The organism is Sorangium sp. So ce281, from assembly GCF_051527395.1.
Taxonomy (GTDB): domain Bacteria; phylum Myxococcota_A; class Polyangia; order Polyangiales; family Polyangiaceae; genus Sorangium; species Sorangium cellulosum_B.
In genome coordinates, this window is the sequence record NZ_CP150322.1 from 2256268 (window position 1) to 2279080 (window position 22813).

24 protein-coding genes are annotated in these 22813 nt (G+C 71.8%); 14 read left to right on the plus strand and 10 right to left on the minus strand.

Going from position 1 to position 22813, the window contains the following annotated elements:
* Positions 1–110: 110 nt before the first annotated feature.
* Positions 111–779 carry a hypothetical protein gene (locus WMF27_RS08545; RefSeq protein WP_437769410.1) on the plus strand — a complete coding sequence of 223 codons (669 nt, stop codon included), beginning with the start codon at positions 111–113 and terminating at the stop codon, positions 777–779.
* Positions 691–1719 carry a peptidylprolyl isomerase gene (locus WMF27_RS08550; RefSeq protein ID WP_437769409.1) on the plus strand — a complete coding sequence of 343 codons (1029 nt, stop codon included), beginning with the start codon at positions 691–693 and terminating at the stop codon, positions 1717–1719. Before WMF27_RS08545 ends, WMF27_RS08550 begins: the two co-directional genes overlap by 89 nt.
* Positions 1720–1805: 86 nt before the next feature.
* Here the strand turns inward: WMF27_RS08550 and WMF27_RS08555 are convergent, their stop codons facing one another.
* Positions 1806–2612: a hypothetical protein gene (locus tag WMF27_RS08555; protein ID WP_437769408.1), complete on the minus strand. Its 807-nt coding sequence runs from the start codon at positions 2610–2612 to the stop codon at positions 1806–1808.
* Between the two features lie 105 nt (positions 2613–2717).
* Complete coding sequence (locus WMF27_RS08560) at positions 2718–3347, minus strand: hypothetical protein (RefSeq protein WP_437769407.1); 630 nt, start codon at positions 3345–3347, stop codon at positions 2718–2720.
* A gap of 93 nt (positions 3348–3440) precedes the next feature.
* Here WMF27_RS08560 and WMF27_RS08565 point away from each other — a divergent pair, with 93 nt between their 5' ends.
* The 3 genes from WMF27_RS08565 to WMF27_RS08575 are packed head-to-tail and all read left to right on the plus strand — an operon-like array spanning position 3441 to position 5004.
* The gene (locus tag WMF27_RS08565; RefSeq protein WP_437769406.1) at positions 3441–3734 is read left to right on the plus strand and encodes a 4a-hydroxytetrahydrobiopterin dehydratase; all 294 of its coding nucleotides are present in this window, start codon (positions 3441–3443) and stop codon (positions 3732–3734) included.
* 26 nt (positions 3735–3760) lie between these two features.
* Entirely contained in the window at positions 3761–4588 is an 828-nt protein-coding gene (rnc, locus tag WMF27_RS08570; RefSeq protein WP_437769405.1) for a ribonuclease III, read from the plus strand.
* Positions 4585–5004, plus strand: coding sequence for a hypothetical protein (locus WMF27_RS08575; protein ID WP_437769404.1), 420 nt, complete (start codon positions 4585–4587; stop codon positions 5002–5004). Before rnc ends, WMF27_RS08575 begins: the two co-directional genes overlap by 4 nt.
* Before the next feature lie 79 nt (positions 5005–5083).
* Here the strand turns inward: WMF27_RS08575 and WMF27_RS08580 are convergent, their stop codons facing one another.
* Positions 5084–6181, minus strand: coding sequence for a hypothetical protein (locus WMF27_RS08580; protein ID WP_437769403.1), 1098 nt, complete (start codon positions 6179–6181; stop codon positions 5084–5086).
* A gap of 246 nt (positions 6182–6427) precedes the next feature.
* Between WMF27_RS08580 and WMF27_RS08585 the strand changes: the two genes are divergently transcribed.
* Entirely contained in the window at positions 6428–6946 is a 519-nt protein-coding gene (locus WMF27_RS08585; RefSeq protein ID WP_437769402.1) for a tRNA (cytidine(34)-2'-O)-methyltransferase, read from the plus strand.
* Between the two features lie 122 nt (positions 6947–7068).
* Positions 7069–7584, plus strand: coding sequence for a hypothetical protein (locus tag WMF27_RS08590; protein WP_437769401.1), 516 nt, complete (start codon positions 7069–7071; stop codon positions 7582–7584).
* A gap of 111 nt (positions 7585–7695) precedes the next feature.
* Here the strand turns inward: WMF27_RS08590 and WMF27_RS08595 are convergent, their stop codons facing one another.
* The 3 genes from WMF27_RS08595 to WMF27_RS08605 all read right to left on the minus strand — a co-directional run bounded on the left by WMF27_RS08595 (position 7696) and on the right by WMF27_RS08605 (position 10598).
* Complete coding sequence (locus WMF27_RS08595) at positions 7696–8202, minus strand: CarD family transcriptional regulator (RefSeq protein WP_012234339.1); 507 nt, start codon at positions 8200–8202, stop codon at positions 7696–7698.
* A gap of 625 nt (positions 8203–8827) precedes the next feature.
* Positions 8828–9763, minus strand: a complete 936-nt coding sequence (locus WMF27_RS08600; protein WP_437769400.1) for a Ppx/GppA phosphatase family protein — start codon at positions 9761–9763, stop codon at positions 8828–8830.
* A 10-nt stretch (positions 9764–9773) separates the two neighbouring features.
* Positions 9774–10598 (minus strand): OmpA family protein, encoded by an 825-nt coding sequence (locus WMF27_RS08605; RefSeq protein WP_437769399.1) that lies wholly within the window; start codon positions 10596–10598, stop codon positions 9774–9776.
* Positions 10599–11089: 491 nt separating this feature from the next.
* Between WMF27_RS08605 and WMF27_RS08610 the strand changes: the two genes are divergently transcribed.
* Positions 11090–11467: a hypothetical protein gene (locus WMF27_RS08610; RefSeq protein ID WP_012234342.1), complete on the plus strand. Its 378-nt coding sequence runs from the start codon at positions 11090–11092 to the stop codon at positions 11465–11467.
* Positions 11468–11831: 364 nt separating this feature from the next.
* Here WMF27_RS08610 and WMF27_RS08615 read toward each other — a convergent pair whose 3' ends face one another.
* Complete coding sequence (locus tag WMF27_RS08615) at positions 11832–13442, minus strand: hypothetical protein (protein WP_437769398.1); 1611 nt, start codon at positions 13440–13442, stop codon at positions 11832–11834.
* A 28-nt stretch (positions 13443–13470) separates the two neighbouring features.
* Positions 13471–14136 (minus strand): AgmX/PglI C-terminal domain-containing protein, encoded by a 666-nt coding sequence (locus tag WMF27_RS08620; protein WP_437769397.1) that lies wholly within the window; start codon positions 14134–14136, stop codon positions 13471–13473.
* Between the two features lie 95 nt (positions 14137–14231).
* Here WMF27_RS08620 and WMF27_RS08625 point away from each other — a divergent pair, with 95 nt between their 5' ends.
* Positions 14232–14696: a hypothetical protein gene (locus WMF27_RS08625; protein ID WP_437769396.1), complete on the plus strand. Its 465-nt coding sequence runs from the start codon at positions 14232–14234 to the stop codon at positions 14694–14696.
* A gap of 56 nt (positions 14697–14752) precedes the next feature.
* Here the strand turns inward: WMF27_RS08625 and WMF27_RS08630 are convergent, their stop codons facing one another.
* Positions 14753–15418 (minus strand): HNH endonuclease, encoded by a 666-nt coding sequence (locus WMF27_RS08630; RefSeq protein ID WP_437769395.1) that lies wholly within the window; start codon positions 15416–15418, stop codon positions 14753–14755.
* A gap of 320 nt (positions 15419–15738) precedes the next feature.
* Between WMF27_RS08630 and WMF27_RS08635 the strand changes: the two genes are divergently transcribed.
* From WMF27_RS08635 to coaD, 3 genes are read left to right on the plus strand one after another with little or no spacing between them, the layout of a single operon-like run.
* Positions 15739–16635 (plus strand): 3'-5' exonuclease, encoded by an 897-nt coding sequence (locus tag WMF27_RS08635; RefSeq protein WP_437769394.1) that lies wholly within the window; start codon positions 15739–15741, stop codon positions 16633–16635.
* 7 nt (positions 16636–16642) lie between these two features.
* A complete protein-coding gene (locus WMF27_RS08640; RefSeq protein WP_437769393.1) occupies positions 16643–18136 on the plus strand; it encodes a tetratricopeptide repeat protein in 1494 nt (497 codons plus the stop codon).
* Between the two features lie 5 nt (positions 18137–18141).
* A complete protein-coding gene (gene coaD, locus WMF27_RS08645; RefSeq protein WP_437769392.1) occupies positions 18142–18639 on the plus strand; it encodes a pantetheine-phosphate adenylyltransferase in 498 nt (165 codons plus the stop codon).
* Between the two features lie 12 nt (positions 18640–18651).
* On the opposite strand, the gene WMF27_RS08650 is transcribed toward coaD, so the two are convergent.
* Positions 18652–19686 carry a site-2 protease family protein gene (locus WMF27_RS08650; protein ID WP_437769391.1) on the minus strand — a complete coding sequence of 345 codons (1035 nt, stop codon included), beginning with the start codon at positions 19684–19686 and terminating at the stop codon, positions 18652–18654.
* A gap of 445 nt (positions 19687–20131) precedes the next feature.
* Here WMF27_RS08650 and WMF27_RS08655 point away from each other — a divergent pair, with 445 nt between their 5' ends.
* Positions 20132–21094, plus strand: coding sequence for a serine/threonine-protein kinase (locus tag WMF27_RS08655; protein WP_437769390.1), 963 nt, complete (start codon positions 20132–20134; stop codon positions 21092–21094).
* Positions 21095–21499: 405 nt separating this feature from the next.
* A complete protein-coding gene (gene pcnB, locus WMF27_RS08660; RefSeq protein WP_437769389.1) occupies positions 21500–22750 on the plus strand; it encodes a polynucleotide adenylyltransferase PcnB in 1251 nt (416 codons plus the stop codon).
* Positions 22751–22813: the final 63 nt, after the last annotated feature.

Genomic DNA, 22813 nt, shown 5'->3' on the forward strand with positions numbered 1-22813 from the left:
CCGCCGCTTTCTTCGAAGCGGGAGGATGAGCTGTCTATACTGCCGGGACAGCAAGAAGATGTGCCGGGGAATACCGGCTCCTCGAGCGCGCTGTGCTCTTGCCGAGGATCGTGAAGACGAAGAGCTCGCCGGCCCGCACGGCCGGGTCCACCAAAGCGTCACGTCCAGCCAAGCGGGGGGGCGGTGCGCAGAACCGCCGGGGGAGTCCGGACGCGGTCGAGAAGCGCCGGGCCGCGCGCCGGTTCAACGAGCTTCTCCTGGGCGGCGGCGGCCGCGCCGGAGACGGCCGTACCGAGCGCCGGCGCCGGCGCCTGCTCGCCGAGCTGGCCGACGGCGTCGCGCGGCGAGGCAAGCGCGCGCTCAAGCCGATCGACGTGCTGTCGCGCGTCGAGGAGCTCCTGGAGCTGGGCGAGCCGCTGGCCTCGATCCGCGAGGCGTACCCGCCGCCGCCCCCGGTCGAGGTGACCGCCGAGCTCGTGGAGGGCCTGAGGCACCTCCACCGCGCCTACGGTTTCTCCGCGGACGTGTACCGGTTCGTCGGGCTCGACGCGCACGCGCTGCGGAAGGCCGGGGTGCTGCGGGGCGGCGAGCGCGGACGTGAACGCGGGGACGAGCGCGGCGTGTCCGCAGAGGCAGCGCGCCGCGGGGGCGGCTTGACCTTGCCTGCCGGCGCGGGGATAACCCGCTCCGATGCGCGCGAGAACGCTGAAGCTCCCCCTCGGCGCGGCCGCCATGGCGGTCGTGTGCGCGGCGTCGACCGGCCTGTCGCTCCGCGCTGAGGCCCAGCCGGCGGCCGCCGCGGGCGCCCCGGTGGCGCGCGTCGGCGACGTGGCGATCACGGCGCCGGAGGTCGAGCGCAGGCTCGCGCAGGTCCCGCCGTTTCAGCTCCAGACCTTCGGGCGTACCCCGGAAGAGATCCGGAAGAACTTCGTCAACCAGGTCCTCGTGCGCGAGCTGCTCCTCGCCCAGGGGGCCGCCGCGCAGAGGCTCACCGAGCGCGCCGACGTGCAGGATCGCGTGCGCGGCGTCCTGCGCTCCGCGCTGCTGCAGCGGATCCAGGCGGAGGCGGCGGGGAGCTCCCCGGTGACGGACGAGGAGGTCCGCGCCTATTACGAGGCCCACCGCGACAGGTTCAGCTCCCCGGCGATGGTGGCGCTCTGGCGCATCCTCGTCGCGACGCGCGGGGAGGCCGAGGCGATCCTGGCCGAGCTGAAGAAGGACCCGTCACCCCAGCGTTTCAAGGAGATCGCACGCGAGAGATCGCTCGACAAGGCGACGAGCATGCGCGGCGGCGATCTCGGCTTCGTGGCGTCCGATGGCACCACGTCCGAGCCGGGGCTGAAGGTCGACCCGGGGCTCCTCTCGGCGGCCGCCGGGGTGAAAGACGCGGAGCTCGTGGCCGAGCCCGTGCCCGAGGGCGATGGCTTTGCTGTGCTGTGGCGGCGCCAGAGCAGGAGACCCGTGAGCCGCTCGCTCGAGCAGGAGGCGCCGGCCATCCGTCAGATCCTCGCGCACGGCAAGGCGGAGGCGCAGCTGAAGCAGCTCCTCGATCGCCTGCGAGCGCAGGACGTCTCCGGTCACGCCCCCGAGCTCGTGGACCTCATCGACATCACCTCGACGGGCGATCTGCAGCCGAAGAGGCGCCCGGGCACCCTCGCGAGCGGTCGGCGTCCGGGCGCGCCTCCGCCCTCGCCCGCGCCGCGTCACGACATGCGCTGAGGCTGCCGGCGCGCACGGACGGGCGCTCGACGCCCGCGGGGGCAGCGCCGCCGAGCGCGACACCCCCGAGGGCGCTGAACGGCGTGTCAGCTGAAGGCGATGGCGAGCGCGATGGCGGCGAAGCCGGAGGCGATGGTGAGCGCGAGCGCGGCGATGCTCCCGGCGCGTCGAGCGCGCTCCGCCGCGTCGGGGTGGAGCGCGTAGACGCCCAGGAGCAGCGCCATGGACGCCTTGCCCGGCACCCGGAGCGAGGCCGAGAGGACCTGCTCGGCCCCCTTGGTGCCGCCCGTGATGAGCATGGCCAGCGCGCCGAGCGGGCCGGCCATGAGATCCCAGCCGCACGCGTAGAGCCCGAAGCGGAGCGCGCGCCGGCGCTCTGGCCGCGCGCCCTGGCGCCGTGCCCCGAGGTCGAGCGCGGCGCCGTGCAAGGTGTGCGCGAGCACCATCCACACGGTGACCGCCGGAACGCCGATCGCGAGCCACTGGAGGGCGCTCGCGCGCGCGGCCGGGTTGCGGGCCAGCTCCAGCGCGAGGCCCGGCACCGCCAGCGCGACGAGGGGCAGGAGCGCGGCGATCATCGACAGGATCGCGAGCGTCTCCGCCAGCAGGGCGAAGCGCATGGCCGCGGGGAGCGCGCCGTCGGGGATCGTCGCGAAGAACGTCTCGGCTCCCAGCGTGGTCGCCCTCGAGGTGGCCCAGAGCCGCGACCAGACCCCGCCGAGCGGGCGCTCCCACGGGACGATCGCGACGACCCCCGAGCCCTCGTCGCTCGCCGCGGAGCACCCGGCGCAGTCGGGCTGTCCGCAGCACGCGCAGAGCACCGCCGCGGGGACATCGAACGCCTCGTCGTCCCGCGAGAGCTCACGGCGTACGCTGGCAGATCGCTTGGCCATTGCGCACCTTCGAGCAGCGGACAAAGGCCACTCCCATCAAGGTTACGTCGCACGGGCGGGCCTGTCGACCCGAGATGCCACCGGCCATGCGCTGGTCATGGTCAGTCAGTGCAGCACCTCGTCGCCCCGCCGCCGCTGCCCCGTGGGGAGGTCGTCGATCCTTCCCCCGAAGAACGCCGCGGTGAACAGCGCGAGCAGCGCGATCGCCCCGGTCGCGTAGAGCCCGTAGCCCCACGTGAAGCGGACGGGACGGAGCAGCGTGCTGCCCGGCGTGAACAGCAGGCGCATCGCGACGGTGACGAGGGCGACCGCGGCGAGGAAAGCGACGGCCACGCGAGCGCCGCGCATCTTGTGGATCGACCTCCGGGTCAGCGCGAGCGGGATCATCACGAAGAACGCGACCGCCGGGGCCCACATCCAGCCGAGCCGTCGCGCGAGCCCGAAGCCGCTGAGGTCGCGGAGCTCGGGGGCCGTCTCGTGGATCCACGGCGCGAAGAACGCCGCGAGCCCGAGGAGCGCGAGCGCGAGCAGGGCGCCCCGGCCGCGCCCGGCGTAGGTCCACGGGAGCGGTTCCATGTGCGGCGGGCGCGGCTCGTCAGGCTCTTCTTGGAGCGCGTCGTACGAGGGGGGAAGCTTCGCGAGCGCCTCCAGCCGGAGGCCGCAGGCGGGGCACGTGGACGCCTCTTTCGCCTCGAACATCTCCCGGCAGAAGGGGCAGGCGTGAAGCCCGGTCATCGAGGCGGGAGGATAGCGCACGGCGAGCGGCGCGCGGCGGGGGCCGCATTCCGGGGTTCCACCGGGGCGGGGCTTGGCCCATAGTTGCGTCCCATGGGCAAGCGTGATCGGCTCTCGGACGATGAGATCGCCGGGTTCGTCGCTGCTCACCCGGGCTGGGTGCGAGCGGGCGAGCAGATCGAGCGGAGCTACTCGTTTCCGGATTATGGCACCGGCGTTGGCTTCGTGATGCGGATCGCCCTCCTGGCCGAGCGGCGCGATCATCACCCGGAGATCGCGCTGTCATGGGGCAAGGTGCGGGTCGCGTGGTCCACGCATGACGCTGGCGGTCTGACCGCGCTCGACCTGGAGCTGGCCGAGCTGACCGACCGCTTGAGCGCGGGCTGACGCTGCGCGTGGGCAAGGTGCTGGGGATGCTCCCGAGCGAGCTGTTGCAACGTCTGGATCTGGGGCTGGAGGGGGATCTGCCGCACCTCGAGGAGGCGCTGACGCATCCGAGCTTCTCGAACGAGCAGCGAGGCGGCCGGCGCGTGGACAACCAGCGCCTCGAGTTCCTGGGGGACGCCGTGCTCGGCCTGTGCGTGACGGAGCTCCTCATGGAGCGCTTTCCGGGGGCGAGGGAGGGGGAGCTCTCGATGATGCGCTCCGCCCTGGTCAACACGGACGCGCTGGCGGCGTGGGCGCGAGGGATCGAGCTCGGCGCGGCGCTCCGGGTCGGGCGCGGCGCGGAGGTCGCCGGGGAGCGCGACCAGACGAACGTGCTCGCCGACGCCACCGAGGCGCTCGTCGCGGCCCTGTACCTCGATCGCGGCTTCGAGAGCGCGCGGGCGCTGAGCCGGAAGATCGCCGCGAGCCCGCTCGCGCAGCTCGCGAGCGGCAGCATGCTCGGGCGCGACGCGAAGAGCGAGCTGCAGGAGCGCGTGCAGGCGCGCGGCGCCGCGTCGCCGCGCTACCGGCTGATGGGCACGGAGGGGCCCGACCACGACCGCGCGTTTCTCGTCGCCGTCGAGGTCGACGGCCAGGTCATCGGCACCGGCCGGGGCCGGTCGAAGAAGCTCGCGGAGCAGGCGGCCGCGCGCGCCGCGCTCCTCTCGTGCGCCGCGCCGGAGCCCGCGGCCGCCGCATCCGATGGACGGGCAGCCGCCGAGGCCCTGCGAGGTGCGCCCGAGGGCAGGGGGGGCCCGCCGTCCGGCGAGGGGTCCTCCGAGCAAACCGTGAACGACCGAGGACCCAGTCGATGATCCGTCACCTGATGCTTGCTTTCACCTTCGCGCTCTGCGCGCTCTTCGTCGCGCTGCCGGCCTGGGCCGGGAGCTACCTGGACAGGGCGAGCCTGCTGCTCGACGAGGCGCGCAAGGAGGGCGACATGCTCCTGCCGCGGACCCATGACAAGGAGCTCGTCATGGTGGTGCATGCGCTCGCGGAAGCGCGCGCCCGGGTGGCGAGCAAGATGGAGTGCCCCAGCTCCGTCTCCAAGGCGCACCCGCACCTCCTGCTCGTGCTCGAGAACAGCGAGCGCGCCGCCGACGCGGCGGCTCAGGGCAACTTCAAGAAGTTCATGGAGCACCTCACCGTGGCGCGGAACGAGGACCGCGCATTCCGCGCGCTCCTCGCCGAGCTCGGCTACGCGCTGCCCGATCTGAGCTCGAAGCGCTGAGGAGCGCGGCGAGCCGCGCCCGCTCGAAGCGGGTCTGCGCCGGGGGGGCCCGTGGCGAGCGTCCCCGGCGCAGTGGGCCTCAGAACATCGCGCCGAGATCGAGCCCGAGGGTCCACTGCGACCCGAGCCCGGCGAACTTGTTCTCGCCGTCGATCTCGTTCGCCGCGCCCTGGTTCGCGTCCTCGGGGCTCACGACGTCGGTGATGAAGTGCGCGCCGAGCTTGACCATCTGGAACCGCAGCTGCGCGCCGAAATGGAGGCGGTGGCGGTTCATGCGCACGGCGTCGAACACCACGGTGTTGTTGAAGTCGGCCTGGGAGCCGCCCGCGCACACCGGCTGGCCGTCGTGGGGGAGCGGCTTGCCGTCCTGCCCCTGCACGGGGTTGGCAGGCGAGTTCACCCCGCGGAAGTTGCAGAAGTTCACGGCGTCGGTGTTCGGGGTGAGATCGATGAGCCCCGAGTCTCCGAAGATCCGGAGCCACTGGTAGCCGGCGTAGGGGGTGATCACGACCGTGCCGGCGATCGGCAGAGGCTTCGAGATCACTGCGTCGACGCCGGCCACGGTCAGCTGGAACTCCTCGGTCCCGGTGACGCTCCGGACGCTGCCGCCGACGGCGAGCTCCGGGAGGATCGCGGGGAGCCCTCGGCGGAACCCCTCGAACAGCGACCAGCGCACGTCGGCGCCCGCGCTCACGAGGCTGGTGTTGGCGAGGAATCCGACGGCGCCGGTGAGCTCGAACCCGAACGGAAAACCCTTGCGGACCTTGAGGGAGTAGTGCTGCAGGAAGGAGTCCGGGCTCCGGTTCTCGATGGAGAAGTTCTTGCTGATCGGATCCTGCGGCCCCTGCGTGCCCTGCTTCCAGTAATCGGCGTCGCTGTCAATCTTCGTGTAGTTGGCCTCGATGCCGATCTCGAACCCGCCGTAGCCCGTCGTCCGCGCCGAGTGCATCGCCGAAGGCGCCACCGCGAAGCCGTACTGCGCGATGAGCTTGGCGAACGCAGCGTCGTCGGTCAGGCAGCGCTGATAACGGGAAGCGGGGTTGTAGTAGAGGCCACCCTCCGGCCCCGTGATGCGGCAGGGCACGGCGGCGCCGCCGAGGCTCGGCTCCGGGGCGCGCACGAGCCGCGCGAGCGCCGGATCCATGGCGTCGGCGGCCGCGAGCGAGGACGACGCCACTCCTGCGAGGGCAATAGCCGAAGCGATCCAGCACGATGCGCGCATTCCGTGTCTCCGAGGCGGGAGGCTACGTGTCCGCTCGTACAGCCGTCAAGCGAACAGAGGGGCCTCCGTCCGTTCGGTTCGCGTTTTCCGCGCGACCGCGTGGGCTGGCTATCTGTCGAGGCGGCGCCGGCGAGCCAGGCCGCGCGCGCGATCCTCCGCTCGGGGGTTGCGGCGCGCGGGCGCGTCGCGGAAAGAGAGGGCGTGCTCAACGATGGTCGCCCCCGGCTCCGCGCGGCGCCGCTCGATCCGCCGTTCCGGATCGTGCTGGTGGAGCCGGAGATCCCGCAGAACACAGGCAACATCGCGCGGCTCGCCGCTGCGACGCAGAGCCCCTTGCATCTGCTCGGGAGGCTGGGGTTCCGCATCGACGAGCGGAGTGTCCGCCGCGCGGGGCTTGACTACTGGCACCTGGTCACGCTCGAGCAGCAGCTCGACATCGCCCACTTTCGCCACCATCACCCGAACGCTCGGCTCCGCCTCTTCAGCGCGGTGGCTCCGCGGAGCTACCTCGACGCGGACTTCCGGCCAGGCGACGCGCTGGTGTTCGGCAAGGAGAGCGCAGGCCTCGACCCCGAGCTCCTCGCGCGGATGCCGGACGACGTCTTCGGCATTCCCACGCTGGGTCCCGTGCGCTCCCTCAACCTGGCCAACGCGGTGTCCATCGTCCTGTACGAGGCGCTCCGCCAGGTGGGTGCGCTCGCCAGCGCCGCGCCGGGGTGACGGCGCGTGCGCGCGGGCGCGCGCAACCTCCGGTAAGAGCGCGATCCGCGGCGACGTCACCCCGGGGCCGGCGGCCGCGCGCCGTGGACGTCGGCGACGCGTCGTTCTAAGGAGAGGGCCGCATGGTCATGCACCGGCAACCCGCGCGACAGGACGCCCGACGGCCGGGCGCGCGCCTCGTCCGGGCCGGCGTGGCGATCGCGCTCTCGGTCGCGGCGCTCGCCTCCGCCGGATGCAACAGGCGGCCTCCGAGCGGCACGCCCGACGGCGCCGTCCGGGAGCTGGTCGCCCGCCTGCGCCAGCTGCACGGCGACCCGGCTGACGCCAAGGCCGCCTTCGACCTCCTGTCGCGGCGCGCTCGGGACAACCTCGCGTCGCGCGCGCAGCGCTACAGCGCCGCGACCGGCAAGGCGATCGCGCCCGAGGCGATGATCACGCCGTCCCGCTTCCTCTTGCGCTTCGAGCCGCAGCGCTACACCACCCAGATCGCCGGCGCCCACGCCCTCGTGGACATCGCCGGCCTGCTCCCGGGAGAGCGCGTCCAGGTGCCCTGCGTCTACGAGGACGCGGGGTGGCGCGTCGATGTGACGCTGCCCCCGCTCCCCCCCGTGCAGAGGCGACCGGGCAGCGATCTCTGAACGCGCCCGGATCGGTGGTGCACGGCGTTCTCGGCCCACAAAAGCCCGGAGGCCGGCAGTGCCGGCCTCCATCGGCAGCGGCCGCAGGGCCGCTAACCATGAGGTAACGCCTCAGTTGGCGAGAAAGATCGCCTCGATCTCGGTCTTCACCTGCTCCTCCGTCTGGCCTCGGGCGATCGCGATCTCCTTCACGATCAGCGTCCGGGCGGTGTCGAGCATGCGGCGCTCACCGAACGAGAGCTGCTTGTCCGTCTTCAAGCGATAGAGGTCGCGTAGCACCTCGGCGACGTCGTAAATAGAACCCGTCTTGATCTTGTCCATGAAGCCGCGGTACCGACGGTTCCAGGTCTGGTTGTCGAACGCGATGGTACGCTCGCGGAGGATGTCGAAAATTTCCCGGATTTCCTGTTCAGAGATGACCTGGCGAAGGCCGACCGCGCTCGCGTTGCTGACTGGAACCATGATCTTTCGATCCGTGTCCAAGATGCGGAGAACATAGAATCGCTGACGGTTGCCAGCGATGTCCTTCTCCTCGATGTTGACCACCTCGGCCACGCCTTGGGCCGGGTAGACGGCTTTGTCGCCCACCTTGAACTGGATCTCCGAACGAGCCTGCATATCGTCTCCTTTGCCTTCCACCCCGCCGTCCTTTTAGTTTTTCGTCTGCCTCCCGAAATCCCTTCGAGGGGCGTACGCTGCACATGCGGTTGAACCTGGACCCGCAGAACCGACACACACCGTCACGCATTCCGAGAAAAATTCCGAGAAAAGAGCCATGAGCCGCCGCTCGAGACCGCTGTGCGAGAAGCAGGAACGCGAGCACCTCCGTGACCCGCGAGAGGTCGGTGCTCGGGCGTGCACGGCGGAATCTTGACAAGCGGCGGTTGAAGCGGACGGTTGCGGGCGGAAGGGATTGAGGTTGGGGGAACGGCCCTCTTGGAAAAGGGCCGGTTTGCGCCAGGCGCGCGCACTCTAGTGAGCCGGCCGAGATACGTCAACGAAAATCCCCGTGGTTGGGCCATCGTGGCATGATCACTCTGGTTTTTCCTCGGGGTCGGGCGGGGTGGCAGTGTGTACCGATGGAAGCATCGGCGTGGGTGCACGCCGGCTCACCCGCCTAGTTTAGGGCAGAGCGGGCCTCTCCGGGAGAGGTGGCGGACCTGACCTGGGTGGGATGACTCGAAAATGTGACGGACGCGACGACCTCGGGCGTTACGTCCGGCCTTCAAACGAGCCGGGGGGCTCAGGCGGCGCTGAGGCGCTCGGCGAGCCCCCAGCGGACGCCGCGATCCGAAGCGACGAGATCGACAGGAGCTCCGGCGAGCCGCGAGGCCCACGCGAGGATCTCCTCGATGAGCACGCTGCCCGCCACGATGACGTCCGCGCGCGCTGGATCCAGCGCGCGCAGCTGCTTGCGCGCGGCGAGCGGCAGGGAAGCGAGGCGGGACGTGACGTCCACGATCTCTGCCCCGGATACCCGCGCGCCATGCACGCGGGCGCCGTCGTAGGGGGCCACGTCGCGCACGAGCGCTGCGAGGGTCGTCACCGTGCCCGCGACGCCGACCAGGGTGGGCGCCGCGAGGTGGGGCACGGCTGGAAGGGTCGCCAGCGCCGCCCGGACGTCGGCGCGGACGGCCTCGAGGTCCGCGGCGGCCGGCGGATCCGTGCGCACGTGGCGCTCGGTCAGGCGGACGCTCCCCACGTCGAGGCTCACCGCCTGCTCCACCGCGCCGCCGACGCTGCCGACGATGATCTCCGTGCTGCCGCCGCCCACGTCGACCACGATCGTGGGACCGCGGGCCGGCAGGTCGAGCCCCGTCAGCGCGCCGGCGTACGTGAGCTCCGCCTCCTCCGGCCCGGAGATCACGCGCGGCGCGACGCCGATGAGCTCGCGGGCGCGGGCGATGAACGCCTCGCCGCCGGCGGCGTCGCGCATCGCGCTGGTCCCGACGGCGTCCACGCGCTCGACCCCCCGGGACCGGAGCTCCTCTCCGTAGCGGGCGAGGCAGGCGAGCGTGCGCTCCACGGCCTCGGGCGCGAGCGCGCGCGCCGCGTCGACCCCCTGGCCGAGCCGGGTGATGGTCGCGCGCTCGACGAGCGCGACGAGCTCACCCGCGCGGCGTTCGGCGATGAGCAGGAGGACCGAGTTCGTGCCGATGTCGATGGCCGCGACGCTCATGCCCCGAGCCCTACTGGGTGAGCGTCTTCAGGTCGAGCATCTCCTCGACGTTCGGCAGCACCACGAGCTCGCAGCGCCGGTTGGCCTGCTTGTTCTCCGGGGTGTCGTTGGGCTTCACCGGGTCGGTGTCGCCGTAGCCGGAGGCGCTCCACCGCTCGGGCTTGAGGCCGCCGCCGCCCTTGTCCTCGGGCTGGAGCAGGAACGCCAGCACCTCGCGGGCGCGCATCACGCTGAGCCCCCAGTTGTCCTTGAAGCGGCCGCCGGCGAGCGGCGCGTTGTCCGTGTGTCCGGCGACCTGGAAGGAGCGCGACGACAGGCCGGAGTCGTTGCGGATGACCTCGGCCACCTTGAGCAGGATCTCCTGACCCTCCTTCTTGAGCGTCTCCCGTCCCGAGTCGAAGAGGACGTCGCCGGGCAGCTGGATGACCATGCGGTTGTTGCGGACGGTCACGCTGAGCCCGAGCTTGGTGAGGGCCTGGAGCTTGTCCCGCAGCACCTCGAAGCGCTTCTTGATGTCCTCGAGCTGCTGGGCACGGCGGCGGAAGTCCTCGAGCGCGCGCGCCTGCTGTTCGAGGTTCGCGTTCAGGTTGGAGATGTCCACGCCCGCCGCCTTGAGCTGGGACTTGAGCTGCTCGATCCGGGCCGCCGCCTCGTCGAGCTCGCTCTTGGCCTTCTTGTTCTGCGCCTGCTCGGCGCTCAGCTGGGTCTTCAGGCCCTCGATCTCGCGGATCTTCGCCTGCATCTCCTCCTCCGAGTAGCCGCACCCGAGCGCCCCCGAGCCCGCAAGGAGCGTTGCGCCAAGCAACAACCACGACGTCGAGCGACGAACCAACATACCTTTCCTCCTAGAGCAGCCTAGAGCAGCGCGGCGCTCGGCCATGAGGGGCGCCGCGCAGGCGGCGCGACCGTAGCGAGGCGAATGGCGCCGCACAAGGCTCTCTAGAGCCTGCGCAACGCTGGAGCTCCGTGCGACCATGAGCGCTCCGGCGCCGTTTGCGGCGCCGCGCAGGCGCGCGATCGCCAGGAAGGAGCGCAACGGGCCAAGACAGACATCCCGTCAACTGTCAACTAAAATCAGTCGTACGCCTCGGTCTGGTTGCTTCACCACGGCCTGCTCCGACGTTTACCCTCGCAACGCTTGCGGACCAGTTTGCCTGGAACACACGGGATACATCGGTTTAGGGCCTGCAAGATTTTCCTTGACCATCACCATGCGTGGCAATATACGTCGTGCAACATCTGTTGCCTCGGTAAGGAAACTGTAGCGGAGAGGACGTTCGGCGATGTCCGCCGTGCCGTGCCGGGGCGAATGCAGGAGGATTTCCAATGGCTGCTAAGAAGACCGCGAAGAAGCCTGCGAAGAAGGTGACGAAGTCGGCCAAGAAGCCGGCCGCCGCGAAGGCCGGGAAGGTCGCGAAGAAGCCGGCGCGGAAGGCAGCGAAGAAGGCCGCCCCGAAGCGCGCCGCCGCCAAGAAGACCCCGAAGCGCGCCGCCGCCAAGAAGCCGGCCGCGAAGAAGGCCGCCCCGAAGCGCAAGGCGAAGGCCGCCGGCAAGCGGGCGGCTGCGCCGAAGAAGGCGGCCGCTCCTCGAGGTCGCGCCGCCGCCAAGCGCGCGCCGGCCAAGGGCGCGAGCACCCGCGGCGCGCGCAAGAGCACCCCGGCTCCTGCTCCTGCGAGCACCGGCCCGTCCGACGAGTCGGAATAAGGTGACTCGGGAGCGCCTCGGGTCTTTCAACAGAACGAGGCGCAGCGAGCCGACCCGCCGGCTGCGATCAGATAATCCGTCTTACAAGACCATCGGGGGGTGAGGACGCCGCGGATCCGGACGCGCGGGTCCAGGCCGGAGGCGCGCGCGGGTGGACGATGTCCCCGCGGCGGCGCCGCCGCCTGCGGCCGAGGTGGCCGGCATCGGCGCGCTGCGCCTGTTCGCCGGGGTGCCGGAGCAGCGGGTGGGGCGCGTGCGCCCCGCTCGGCGACGGCGGACCGCGGGGGAGCTTCCAGGATCTACGAGCGGCGCTCGTGCCCTCGCTGCGCTCTGAGGATGCGGCGGCGCGACCCGCGAGGGGAGCTCAGGTGCGCTCGCCGAGGTAGAGCCGGAGAGCGCGCGCGGCGCCCTTGCGATCGAACGGGACGCCGGCGAGATCCTCGCGCTTCGAGATCTGCTCGAACAGCTTCATCAGGAACTCGAAGAACGCCTCGCACTCGCGGATGGCAGCGTCGAGCCGCTGCGGATCGAGGAAGTCGCTCTCCTCGAGCGCCGTCATCGCGGAGACGAACGCGTCGACGTGGGGGTAGTCGCCCACCCGGAGCAGCGGGTAGCCCATCGCCCGGAAATACGAGAGAAACTCGCGCACGAACGCGAAGCTCGCGATGCCGGTCCAGCGGTCGGGCGCCGGGCCGGTGTGGCGCGCCTTGCTCGCGAACGCGCGCGCGATCTGCGCGAACATCCACACGTCGCGTCGGAGGCGATCGCTCGTCGCGCGCCGCGCGGCCTGATCGTCGAAGACGCGGCCCTCCTCGAGCTTCGCGCCGAGCGACCTGCCGAGGAACAGGATCGCGTTCTGCAGGGCGGGGCGGAGGCCGTGCGAGACGGCGCGGAGGCGGACCCGGTACTCGGACTCGCTCACCAGCGCGTCGGCGGGCGGGAGGTCGTGCTCGAAGGCGCGGCGCATCTCGAGCCGCAGGTTCGCGGCGAGCCCGCTCAGCGCGGCCTTCGTGGAGAGGAGGCGGTGCCCCTCGGCGGCGAGCTCGTCGTGGCGCGCGATGATGTCGCTCGCGGGCACGCGCAGGAGATCGCGCTCGAAGCTGTCCGCGAGCAGCGCGCCCGCCCGGCGCCGGAGGTAGTTCGAGAGCGCGCGGGCGTCGCTGCGCAGGACCGCGAGCACGAGGTACCCGCGCCCCGCCACGCGGTGATCCGAGTGATCGAGCGCGATGGCGTCGAGCAGGCGGAGGTACCTGAGCATCCTGAACAGCGCGAGGAACGTGAGCGCCACGAGCCGGTGCGCCTGCTCGCCGGGCACGCGGTGGATGAGCTCGAGCACCTGCGTCGACGGGATGCGATCGAACTCCGGGCGAAACTCGAGCGCGTGGAGCGGGTTGAAGAACGTGCTCTGGGCGATCTCGCGCATCGCCGTCGCGAGGTGGGCGTAGAAGAGCCTGAAGCTGACCCTCGGCAGCCGGAGCAGCCCGCCCGCGACCTCGATGAGGTTCGTGAAGCCGTGCCGGAGCACGAAGAGGCTCGACTCCGGCGACTCCTGCGCCATCGTCGCGTGGAGGAGGCGCGTGCGCGCCGTGTCCTCCGGGAGCACCGTCTCCAGGTAGCGCTGGAAGACGAAGGCGCGATCGCGATCGCCGAGCATGGTGCGCGTCAGCTGGACCACGCGCGCCATGCCGTCGCGGGCGTGCTGGAGGTGCTCGCGGAAATCGTGGCTGACGATCGTCTGGCGCCGCCCGGCGCCCGGGTGGTTCCGCGGGTTCGCGAAGCAGGCGACGCCCTTCAGGAGGATCTCGAGCTCGAAGAGCGTCTCGTCCTTCTTGTCGGCGGCGAGGCGCGCGAACCACGCCTCGCGCGCTTGCTGCTGCTCCCGCCTCAGGCCGCGCGTGTCGCGGAGCAGCTCGGCGTAGGCATTGCGGCCGGGGTGGCCCGAGCCGCGCAGGATCCCCGAAGCGTCGCTCGACACTGACGTGCTCCTCGCAGGCGGCGCGCTGCTAGTAGTTGCGTCGCTTGAAGTCGAAGGGGTAGGTCAGCACGGTCTCCTTGCCGCTCGGCGAGCGCGCCCAGGTGATCGACTTCGCGAGCTCCTCCATGCAGGACTCGACCTGCGGCGCGGTCACGTCGCTCTTGTCGCGCACGATGCTCGCCTCCTCGAACGTCCCGTCGGGCTTCAGCTTGAGCTGCCACGTGATCCTGCCCTGCGCGCCCGGGTGCTTGCGGGCGTAGAGATCGAAGCAGCAGCGGAAGCCGTCGCGCCTCGCCTTGATCGCGTCGACGAGCGGCTGCAGGCGATCGCTCGATCCGGCGTCGGCGGAGGTCGTCGCGTTGTTCATCACGACCCCGCCGTCCGGCGGATCGTTCGTGATCTCGGAGGCGATGACCTTGCAGTCCTCGACGGTCTCGGGGGCCTTCTTGCGGCTCGCAGGCAAGGCCGGCTGCGCGGGCGCGGCGGCGGCCGGGTCCGCGGCGCCGGCGGCCGTGGCGGCCGGCGCCGCGGCGCCAGGGGACGTCGGCTGCGAGGCGGGCGGCGGCGAAGCGCCGAGCGGCGCGCTGTCAGGCGGCGAAGGCGGCGGCGCGGCGCCGCTCGAGCAGGCCGCGAACAGGGCCGCGGCGAGGAGGACTCCGGTGAACACGGCGCTGGCAGTGGCGCAGGGACGCATGGCGCGCATACTAAACGGTTCGGCTGAGCGGAGGCGAGGCGCCTCGCGTTTTTCTCCCCTCGCGCCGGCAATCCGAGCTCTCCTCGACGGCCGTCTTGAAGATCCCGCTGTGCTTCCTCGCGGCCGCCGCCGTCGCCGTCCTCGCGCCGGCAGGCTGCGATCCCATCGCGGAGCCGCGGCTGTGCGGCCAGATCCCCCCGGGAGGGTGCCCGATCGGTCGGGGAGGCACCTGCGACGATGCCGCGTGCCGTGCGCTCTACGACTGCCTCGAGGGGGCCTGGACGGAGGCCGCGGTCTGCGATTCCGCCGGTGAGCCCGCCGGGGACGGGGGGGCGGGCGGCGGCCCCGGCGCGTGCGAGGTCGTGACGCTCGATCGCAGCGGCGAGGCCGCGGGCTGCTCGCCCGCCCTGCAGCAGCCGGACTGCCCGGCGGACGCCGCGGAGACCTGCGCGGATACCGCGTGCTGGACCGGCTGCATCGACTTCTTCCTCTGCACCGAGGAGGGGTGGAGAGCGATCGCCTACTGTGACGAGCAAGGGCGCGTGACCGTGGCGCCGTGAACGATCAGCTCGTCGGCGCCTGCCTTCGACGCCGAGGGGAGACCTACGGGGGCCCGTCAGCCGGCCCTGAGGAAGGGGCTCCACTCGTCGAACGAATGCGGCAAGCCGATCAGGATCTGCATCGTCGCCGACCACCGCGGCGGCAGAGGCTGGCGGATGAGCCGCATGCTGGCCTCGTCCGGCGTGCGCCAGCCCTTGCGGAGGTTGCACGTGCGGCACGCGGTCACGAGGTTCTCCCAGGTGTCCTCGCCGCCGCGCGACCGGGGGAGCACGTGGTCGATGTTGAGATCGCGAACGGGCGGGCGGCGCGCACAGTACTGGCACTGGTGCGCGTCGCGGAGCATCACGTTCTTCCGCGTCAGCCGGATCGTCGGGCGCCGCATGCGGTCGTACCGGCGGAGGTGGAGGACGCGCGGCACGCGGAGCGAGCCGCCGACCACGGGGAGGCCATCGTCCTTCTCGCGCACCGGCAAGCCCCGCCACGCCGAGAAATCGTGGAGATCGCCGACTTCGTCGACGGCGAGGGCGGCCCCGCCGAAGAGCAGCAGGAAAGCGCGGCGCGCGGTCGTGATCTGCACAGGTTGGAAGAAGCGGTTCACCACGAGGACCGGGAGATCGAGCGGCTCGGTCCTACGCTCGCAGCGGAACCCTGAAAAACCGTCGCCGAGATCGAGCTCCTCGTGAGGAGAGCCCCCCGGGACTGTAGCTACCCCGTCCGGCACGCTGGGCAGTGTAGCAACGAAAGCTCCGGTGAACATCCGGGGCTGCACGGCGGCGTTTCTGCTGGATCTCTGCCGTTGCCACCCGGCGGATCGGGCGCGACGCCGCGCCCTGCGCCGTCAGGGCGTCGCCTCGAACCCCCCGCGCCCGCCCTGTCGAAGCTCGGGCTGCGCGCCGGAGCCCGGACGTCACGGGCCGGGCGTGCCGCGCTCGACGCTCCGCGCGGATCGCTTTCGATCGGGCGCCGTATTCGCTAAGACGCGTCCATGTCGAGGGACGGTCGTCTCCTGGGTCGAGCCGCCGTGGTGGGGAAGCAGGTCGGATGACGGAGCAGCGCGAAAGGGTGGGGCCCGAGCGGGCGACCGGCGCGGAGCCCCCCGCCGGCTCGCCATGGGATGATCCGATCGAGAGCGCGCCGCTCGTGTTCCTCGACCTCGAGATGACGGGCCTCCGCCCCGGGAGCGATCGCGTGATCGAGGTCTGCGCCGAGCGGACGCGGGGGGATGCGCGCGAGGACGCGATCACGTCGCTCGTGCGGCCCGAGCCGGGCGTGTTCGGCAACGCGCACGTGCACGGCATCGATCCGCGGGAGCTCGCGGGCGCGCCCACGTTCGCCGAGCTCTGCGATCGCATCGACCAGGTCACGGAGGGCGCGGTGCTCGTCGCGCACGCGGCCGCGTGGGACGTCGCGTTCCTCGAGGCCGAGCTTGCGCGGGCGGGCAGGGCGAGGCGCCTCCCGCACTACCTCGACACGCTCGTCCTCTCCCGCCGGGCCTTCGCCCTGCCGAGCCACAGCCTCGCCTCCCTCTGCCGGGAGCTCGGCGTGCACCGCGAGCGCGCCCACCGCGCCGAAGACGACGTCCACGCCCTGCGCGCCGTGTTCCGCAAGATCGTGGAGGTCCTCGCGCCGCGGACGCCGCGCGACCTGTGGCACGTCCGGATCGGCGAGCGCCACGCCCGCCCGGCGCTGGTGGCAGCGGCGGTGCGCGCGGCCGAGCATGGCGCCACCGTGCGCGTGAGGTACCGTCCGGCGCGTCGGGGGCCGGAGGAGCTCGTCGTGTGCGTAACGGGGGTGCGAACGGACCTCGACCCACCCCGGGTTCTCGGCTATCTGCTCCCGTCGCGCAGCCGTCGCGAGCTACGGGCCGATCGCATCCTGGCGATCGAGCCGATTTCGCCGGGAGAGCTCGGGCCGGACGGTGTGCCGCAAAGGGCCTGAGATCCACGTGCGAATCCACTCGAACCGAACCTCGCCGACGAGACGCTCCCTCGCCGTCCGCCTCGGCGGCCTCCTGACCGCGACCTTCCTCGCCTCGTGCTCGAGCATGATCGGCCCGGAGTCCGCCCGCCCGCCGGCGGCCGAGAAATGGCTCGCCCGCGCTCGACAGGAGTTCCAGTCCGCCGACGTCGAGAACGCGCGCGATGCGGTCTCGAGGGCCCTGACGATCGTCCCGACCGACGCCGAGGCCCGGCTGCTCGCGGGGCGCATCGCGCTGGCCCGGCTCGATTACGCCGAGGCGCTGCGCCTCCTCAAGGGCGTCGCCGGCTCCGAGGCCGCAGGGCTCCGCGGGCGCGCGCTCTGGTACAAGGGCGATCTCGACGCCGCCGCCGACGAGCTCGAGGCGATGCTCGACGATCCCGACGTCGTCGACGAGTGGGCGAAGTCGATCGCCAAGCTGGCGAGGCGCGGCGCGGGGCGCGCGCCGTTCACGGTCTCGGGCGCGCTCCTCGCGGCGATCGAGATGCAGCACGTCAGCCCCGCGGCCCCGTTCTTCGTCGTCCCGCTCGAGATCGACGGCGAGTCGGCGCTCGCGATGGTGTCGACCGGCACGGGCGAGGTGGTCCTCGACAGCAGCACGCGCAAGGAGCCGAGCTGGGTCTCCCTCCGCTTCGGCAAGAAGCTCGAGATCAACGACGTGCCCGCCCTCACGCAGGACCTGTCGGGCGTCTCGAAGCAGATCGGCGCGCCGGTCAAGGCGCTGCTCGGGGTGAACCTGCTCCGCCGCCTCAACGCGACCATCGACTACAGCGGCTGGCAGTTCGTCGTGCGCAGCTTCTCCCCGCCGGCGCCGCCCGACGCGACGCGCGTCGACGTCGTCTTCATCAAGGGCGGCGGCATGGTGCTGCGGAGCAGCCTCGGCCCCGACAAGTCGGTGCAGGGACCGCTGCTCATCGACACGTCGATGACGTTCCCGATCGCGCTCGACAAGGAAGGCTGGAAGAAGGCCGGCTTCGAGGCCGATGGGTTGAAGCGGGTCGAGCAGGATCCGGAGCAGAAGCTGAAGCAGGGCGTCGTGCCGATGCTGCGGCTGGGCGCGCTGGAGATCCCGAAGGTCCCGGGCGTGTACGGGGCGCCGCTCCAGGCGGTCGAGAAGCAGCTCCAGCTCGATCTGGACGGCGTGATCGGGGCGGGGCTGCTCGCCTACTTCCGTGTCACCTTCGGCGACGGCGGTCGGCTCATGTGGATCGAGGACGACACCGCGGTGAACAAGGTGCTCCGGGGCAGCGCGCCGGCGCCCGTCAACGAAGGGCAGGCCCCCGCCGCGCCGCCAGCAGAGGGCGCCGGTCCAGCTGGCGCGCCCGGCTCACCTGCGCCCCAGGGGCCCGCGCTCCAGGCGCCGCTGACCCCCCCCGCGGCCGCTCCGAAGTCGACTCCACCTGCGGCCGCTCCGAAGTCGACTCCACCTGCGGGCGCTCCCAAGCGGACGCCGGACCAGTGAGCGTCATGTCCAAGGATCTGTTGGCAGTTTACGCGGGGAGCTTCGATCCGATCACGTTCGGTCACCTCGATCTGATCCAGCGGGCGTCGAAGCTGTTCGGTGAGGTGATCATCGCCGTCGGCCGGCATCCGACGAAGCACCCGCTGTTCACGTACTCGGAGCGGCTGGAGCTGCTGCGCCAGACCACGAGCGAGGTGACGAACGCGCGGATCGATTCGTTCGAGGGGCTCCTCATCCAGTACTGCCAGCGCGTCGGCGCGCGGGTGATCGTCCGCGGCCTGCGCGCGGCGACCGACTTCGAGTACGAGCTGCAGATCGCCCACGCGAACGCGGACATGCTCCCCGGCGTCGATACCGTGTTCCTGCCGACGCGCACCCACTACGGCTTCGTCTCCGCGTCGCTCGTGCGCGAGATCGCGAGCCACGGCGGCGACGTCAGCCACTACGCGCCCGCCGCCGTCTGCGACGCGCTCCGGGCGAAGTTCGGCGCCACGAAGCCCTGAGCGCCCGCGCGCTCAGTAGGTGCCGAACGGGGTCGGCATCAGCAGCAGCACGAACAGGAGCAGCGTCACCACGGCGATCACCTTGCGCGCCGGCGACAGCTCGCCGGCCTCCGTGGGAGGGTGCTCCCGCCCACCCACGCGCAACATCAGGTGGACCAAGCCGAACCACGTGAGCCACGGCATCCCGTTCGCGACCGCCGAGAGGAGCGCGTCGGACAGCCCCTCCGCGATGAAGTGTCGCGTGAAATAGGCGACGTTGCCGACGAAGAGCGCGAGCATCAGGAGGTGCGCGGCGCGGCTGTAGCGGTCCTGCTCTTTGCCGAACAACGCGTACGCGACGTGCCCTCCGTCGAGCTGGCCGACGGGAAAGAGATTGAACGCCGTGATGAGCAGCCCGGCCCACCCCGCCATCGCCGTGGGGCCGAGGAAGACGTCATGGGTCTCGGGGATCGAGCCGACCGCGAGCCGCCTCAGCAGGAGGTACAGGAGGCTGCGCCCCTCCTGCAGCGCAGGTCCGGAGCTCGCGTGCACGTCCGAGTACATGAGGCCCACGAAGAGGACCGGGAGCGCCACCGCGAGGCCGGCCAGCGGGCCGGAGGCGCCGATGTCGAGCAGCGCGTTCCGCGACTTGATCCTGCCCTTCATCGAGATCACCGCGCCCATCGTGCCGAGCGGGCTCACCAACGGGAGCGGGATGAAGTAGGGGAGCGACGCCTCCACCCCGTGCGCGCGCGCCGCGAAGTAGTGCCCGAACTCGTGCGCCAGCAGGATCGACAGGAACGGCACCGCGAACGGCCACGTCTGCGGCAGCGCCTTCACGAACGAGAGCGCGCTGTCGTCGTCCGGTGTGATCGGGGTCCAGAGGGTGCCGGCGACGAACACCGAGACGACCGTCAGGCAGAAGAGCGCGAGGTTCTTCTGCCATCGCAGCGGGGGCGGGTGCGAAGCGGCCGCTGCGCTCGGCTCTGCGGAGCTCGTCGCCGCGGGCGCCAGCTCGGCGTCGAGGTCGAGCGTGCTCGGGGTGGGGGATCGACGGTCGTCGGTCATGCGGCGCCTAGCGTGGCCGCCTCCTCGTCGCCGCTCAAGCGATCCACGCGCGCCTGCGCTCAGGGCGGGCAGTTCGCCGTGCTCCAGGAGCGCGCGCCGCGCTGCTGGGCGGCGCGCGGCCCTGCGGCGGCGGTGTGCTGCTCGTCTGGCCCCGGGACCCTTGATCCCCGCCCGCTGCAGGCGCGACAAGGTCTGCGCGCACACCGATGACTTTGCGCGTCATCTCGCTGCGCCACGGTCCTCCTGTGGCGCCGGCCCGGTCGGTGGAAGCGGTCGCGGCCGGAGCGCTGCGCTGCATCGGGGCGCGCGATGCGGCCGCCCGATGGTACGGGCGCGAACCTCTCCTGGCTGCGCGCAAGCTGGCCAGCGCGCTCTTCTGCGCCGCCGTCGCGTCCGTGCGCCCTCCGTGCCCTTCGGCAGGCGCGACTGCGCTACGATCGATCCCATGCCTCCCGCTCGCGTCGCCGCTGAAGCGCTCGTGGGCAAGCTCCTCTGCGACAAGTACCGCGTCGTGCAGCTGCTCGGCAGCGGCGGGGTCGGGCACGTCTACCTCGCGGATCGCGTCGGCAGGCCGCGTGAGGCCGCGACGTCGCGCGTCGCGGTCAAGGTCCTCCGGGCAGAGCTCCGCGACGATCCGCTGCTCGTCGCGCGCTTCGAGCGAGAGGCCGGCGCGGCGTCGCGCGTCCGTCATCCCAACGTCCTCTGCGTCGATGCGCTCGAGCGCGCCGGCGACGCGCCGTGCTTCGCGATGGAGCTGCTCGTCGGGCTCGATCTCGCCGACACGCTGACGTTCACCCGAGCGCTCGTCCCGTCTCGCGCGGTCCGGATCGCCGCCGACCTCGCCTCGGGCGTCGACGCCGCCCACCGCGCCGGGGTGATCCACCGCGACGTGAAGCCGGAGAACGTGTTCCTCGTGCACGCGGCCGACGGGCGCGAGATCGTCAAGCTGCTCGACTTCGGCTTCTCGTGCATCCAGGGCCAGGGCGCCGAAGGCGCGCTGCTCCCCCGGGTCGTGGGGACGCCGGAGTACATGGCGCCCGAGCAGGCGCAGGGCGCGCCGGCGGCGCCCGCCGCCGACGTCTACTCCCTGGGCATCGTGCTCTATGAGATGCTCGCGGGCCGTGTCCCCTTTCAGGGCCCGTACCCGGCCATCGCAGAGAAGCACGGGCGCGAGCCGCCGCCGCCGCTGCACCGGGTACACCCGGGGCTGCTCATCTCGCGCGAGCTCGACGCCGTCGTGCGCAAGGCGCTCGTGAAGGACCCCCGCGGCCGGTTCGCCTCGATGGCGGAGCTGCGGGATGCGCTGCTCGCGACGCCCGAGGCCCGCGCCGGGACGTCGTCCGCCGTCCCGCCCGACGCCGGCGCGCGGCCGCCCCCCGGCGTCGGGCACTGGGGCACCAAGCCGTGAAGCCCGCTCGCTCCGGAGGCTTCCGTCGGCCTCCCTGCGCCTCGGCTTTGCTCTCACGGCGAAGCCCTGCTAGACGGCCGTTACCATCTCTTGTTCCGGGCGACAGCCGGATCCGCTCGTCAGGCCGACACCGGCCGCGGCGAGCGAGCCGGCGCGGTTCGGAGGTCCGCGGGCGCGGGCCTCGTTTGCGCGGGTCGGTTCTCCAGCGAGCGCTGGAATCCCAGAGTCGCGCGCCAGTCGTCCTCCACTCCCTCCAGGCTTTGCCTGGCGCTTTTTCGGTTGCTGACTATGGGTCGCGCGACCCCATCACCTGATAACGGCACAGCGGCGTTTCACGACGCCGAACTCCCGATGTACGAGAGCCGCAGCGCCTCCGGGCCACGCGCTGGGCCCGAGGGCGAGCTCATGCCGACGGACACAGGCGCCCTCGACGAAGATCCGTTCCGCGTCGAGCTCGTCGACGAAGACATCCCCACCCCGCGGCGCTACCAGGTCGTCTTCGACGAGGCGCGGATCGATCCGGACGTCCAGAAAGTCGTGCGACGCCTCGTCCGCCACGGCTTCCAGGCGTACCTGGTAGGCGGCTGTGTGCGGGATCTGCTGCTCGATCGGCGCCCGAAGGACTTCGACGTCGCCACGAGCGCGCGGCCGGAGGAGGTCCGCGAGCTGTTCCGCAACTCGCGCATCATCGGCCGGCGGTTTCGCCTGGTGCACGTCCTCTTTCAGGGCGGGAAGGTCATCGAGGTGGCGACTTTCCGCCGCAACCCGAAGGAGGACTCCGAGGACGGGAGCGAGCTGCTCATCCGGAGCGACAACGCGTTCGGCGTCGCGCACGAGGACGCCGTCCGCCGCGACTTCCGGATCAACGCGCTCTTCTACGACGTGGAGGCGCGGCAGATCCTCGACTGGGTCGGCGGCATGGAAGACGTGCGCCGCCAGGTGGTCCACACCATCGGCGATCCGGAGACGCGCTTCCGCGAGGATCCGATCCGCATCCTGCGCGCGCTCAAGTTCGCTGGTCGGCTGGGCTTCGCGATCACCCCCGACGTCTACGATGCGGTCGTCTACTGCCGGGACGCGCTCGCGCTCGCGGCGCGCCCGCGCCTCTCGGAGGAGATCCTGCGCCTGCTGCGCGGTGGCCAGGCGCGCCGCACCATCTACCTCGCGTGGGAGACGGGGGTGCTCGACGTCCTCTTGCCGGAGGTCTCGGCGCTGCTCTACGACGATCGCGGCGACGACGGCCCGGGCCAGCGCGTCTGGCGCGTGCTCGACTACGTCGACCGGCGCACCGCCGCGGACCGGCCGCTCGACGACACGGTGCTCTGGACGCTCCTGCTCCTCGAGCCGATGAAGGAGGCCTGCGACGGGGTCCGCGACCGCGCCGCGGCGGTCGCCGACTTCCTCGAGCCGCTCATCGACCGGCTGGCCATCTCCCGCCGCTACGCCGACGGCATGCGGCGCATCGTCGCCGCCCTGCCGAGGCTCGCGGGGGGTCGCGCTGGCCGCTTCGCGCGGACGGACATCTTCCAGCCCGCCCTCGACGTGCTCGCCGCCGAGCTCACCGCGCGCGGAGAGTCGACGGAAGCGATCGACCGGCTCCGCTCCGCCCCGCACCCGCGGCGCCAGCACACCGACGCCGCGCAGTTCCGGCGCTGACCGGTGATCGACGTGGGCGCCGCCGGCGCGATCGAAGGTGGCCGTCGGGCAGGTAGCTGACGG

Coding starts and splice junctions, on each gene's coding strand:
- WMF27_RS08650 (WP_437769391.1), bottom strand. CDS start 19,686: ATGACCGACGACCGTCGATCCCCCACCCCGAGCACGCTCGACCTCGAC.
- WMF27_RS08565 (WP_437769406.1), top strand. CDS start 3,441: ATGGGCAAGCGTGATCGGCTCTCGGACGATGAGATCGCCGGGTTCGTC.
- WMF27_RS08600 (WP_437769400.1), bottom strand. CDS start 9,763: ATGAGCGTCGCGGCCATCGACATCGGCACGAACTCGGTCCTCCTGCTC.
- WMF27_RS08590 (WP_437769401.1), top strand. CDS start 7,069: ATGGTCATGCACCGGCAACCCGCGCGACAGGACGCCCGACGGCCGGGC.
- WMF27_RS08550 (WP_437769409.1), top strand. CDS start 691: ATGCGCGCGAGAACGCTGAAGCTCCCCCTCGGCGCGGCCGCCATGGCG.
- coaD (WP_437769392.1), top strand. CDS start 18,142: ATGTCCAAGGATCTGTTGGCAGTTTACGCGGGGAGCTTCGATCCGATC.
- WMF27_RS08635 (WP_437769394.1), top strand. CDS start 15,739: ATGACGGAGCAGCGCGAAAGGGTGGGGCCCGAGCGGGCGACCGGCGCG.
- WMF27_RS08595 (WP_012234339.1), bottom strand. CDS start 8,202: ATGCAGGCTCGTTCGGAGATCCAGTTCAAGGTGGGCGACAAAGCCGTC.
- WMF27_RS08655 (WP_437769390.1), top strand. CDS start 20,132: ATGCCTCCCGCTCGCGTCGCCGCTGAAGCGCTCGTGGGCAAGCTCCTC.
- WMF27_RS08560 (WP_437769407.1), bottom strand. CDS start 3,347: ATGACCGGGCTTCACGCCTGCCCCTTCTGCCGGGAGATGTTCGAGGCG.
- rnc (WP_437769405.1), top strand. CDS start 3,761: ATGCTCCCGAGCGAGCTGTTGCAACGTCTGGATCTGGGGCTGGAGGGG.
- WMF27_RS08555 (WP_437769408.1), bottom strand. CDS start 2,612: ATGGCCAAGCGATCTGCCAGCGTACGCCGTGAGCTCTCGCGGGACGAC.
- WMF27_RS08575 (WP_437769404.1), top strand. CDS start 4,585: ATGATCCGTCACCTGATGCTTGCTTTCACCTTCGCGCTCTGCGCGCTC.
- WMF27_RS08620 (WP_437769397.1), bottom strand. CDS start 14,136: ATGCGTCCCTGCGCCACTGCCAGCGCCGTGTTCACCGGAGTCCTCCTC.
- WMF27_RS08610 (WP_012234342.1), top strand. CDS start 11,090: ATGGCTGCTAAGAAGACCGCGAAGAAGCCTGCGAAGAAGGTGACGAAG.
- WMF27_RS08605 (WP_437769399.1), bottom strand. CDS start 10,598: ATGTTGGTTCGTCGCTCGACGTCGTGGTTGTTGCTTGGCGCAACGCTC.
- pcnB (WP_437769389.1), top strand. CDS start 21,500: ATGCCGACGGACACAGGCGCCCTCGACGAAGATCCGTTCCGCGTCGAG.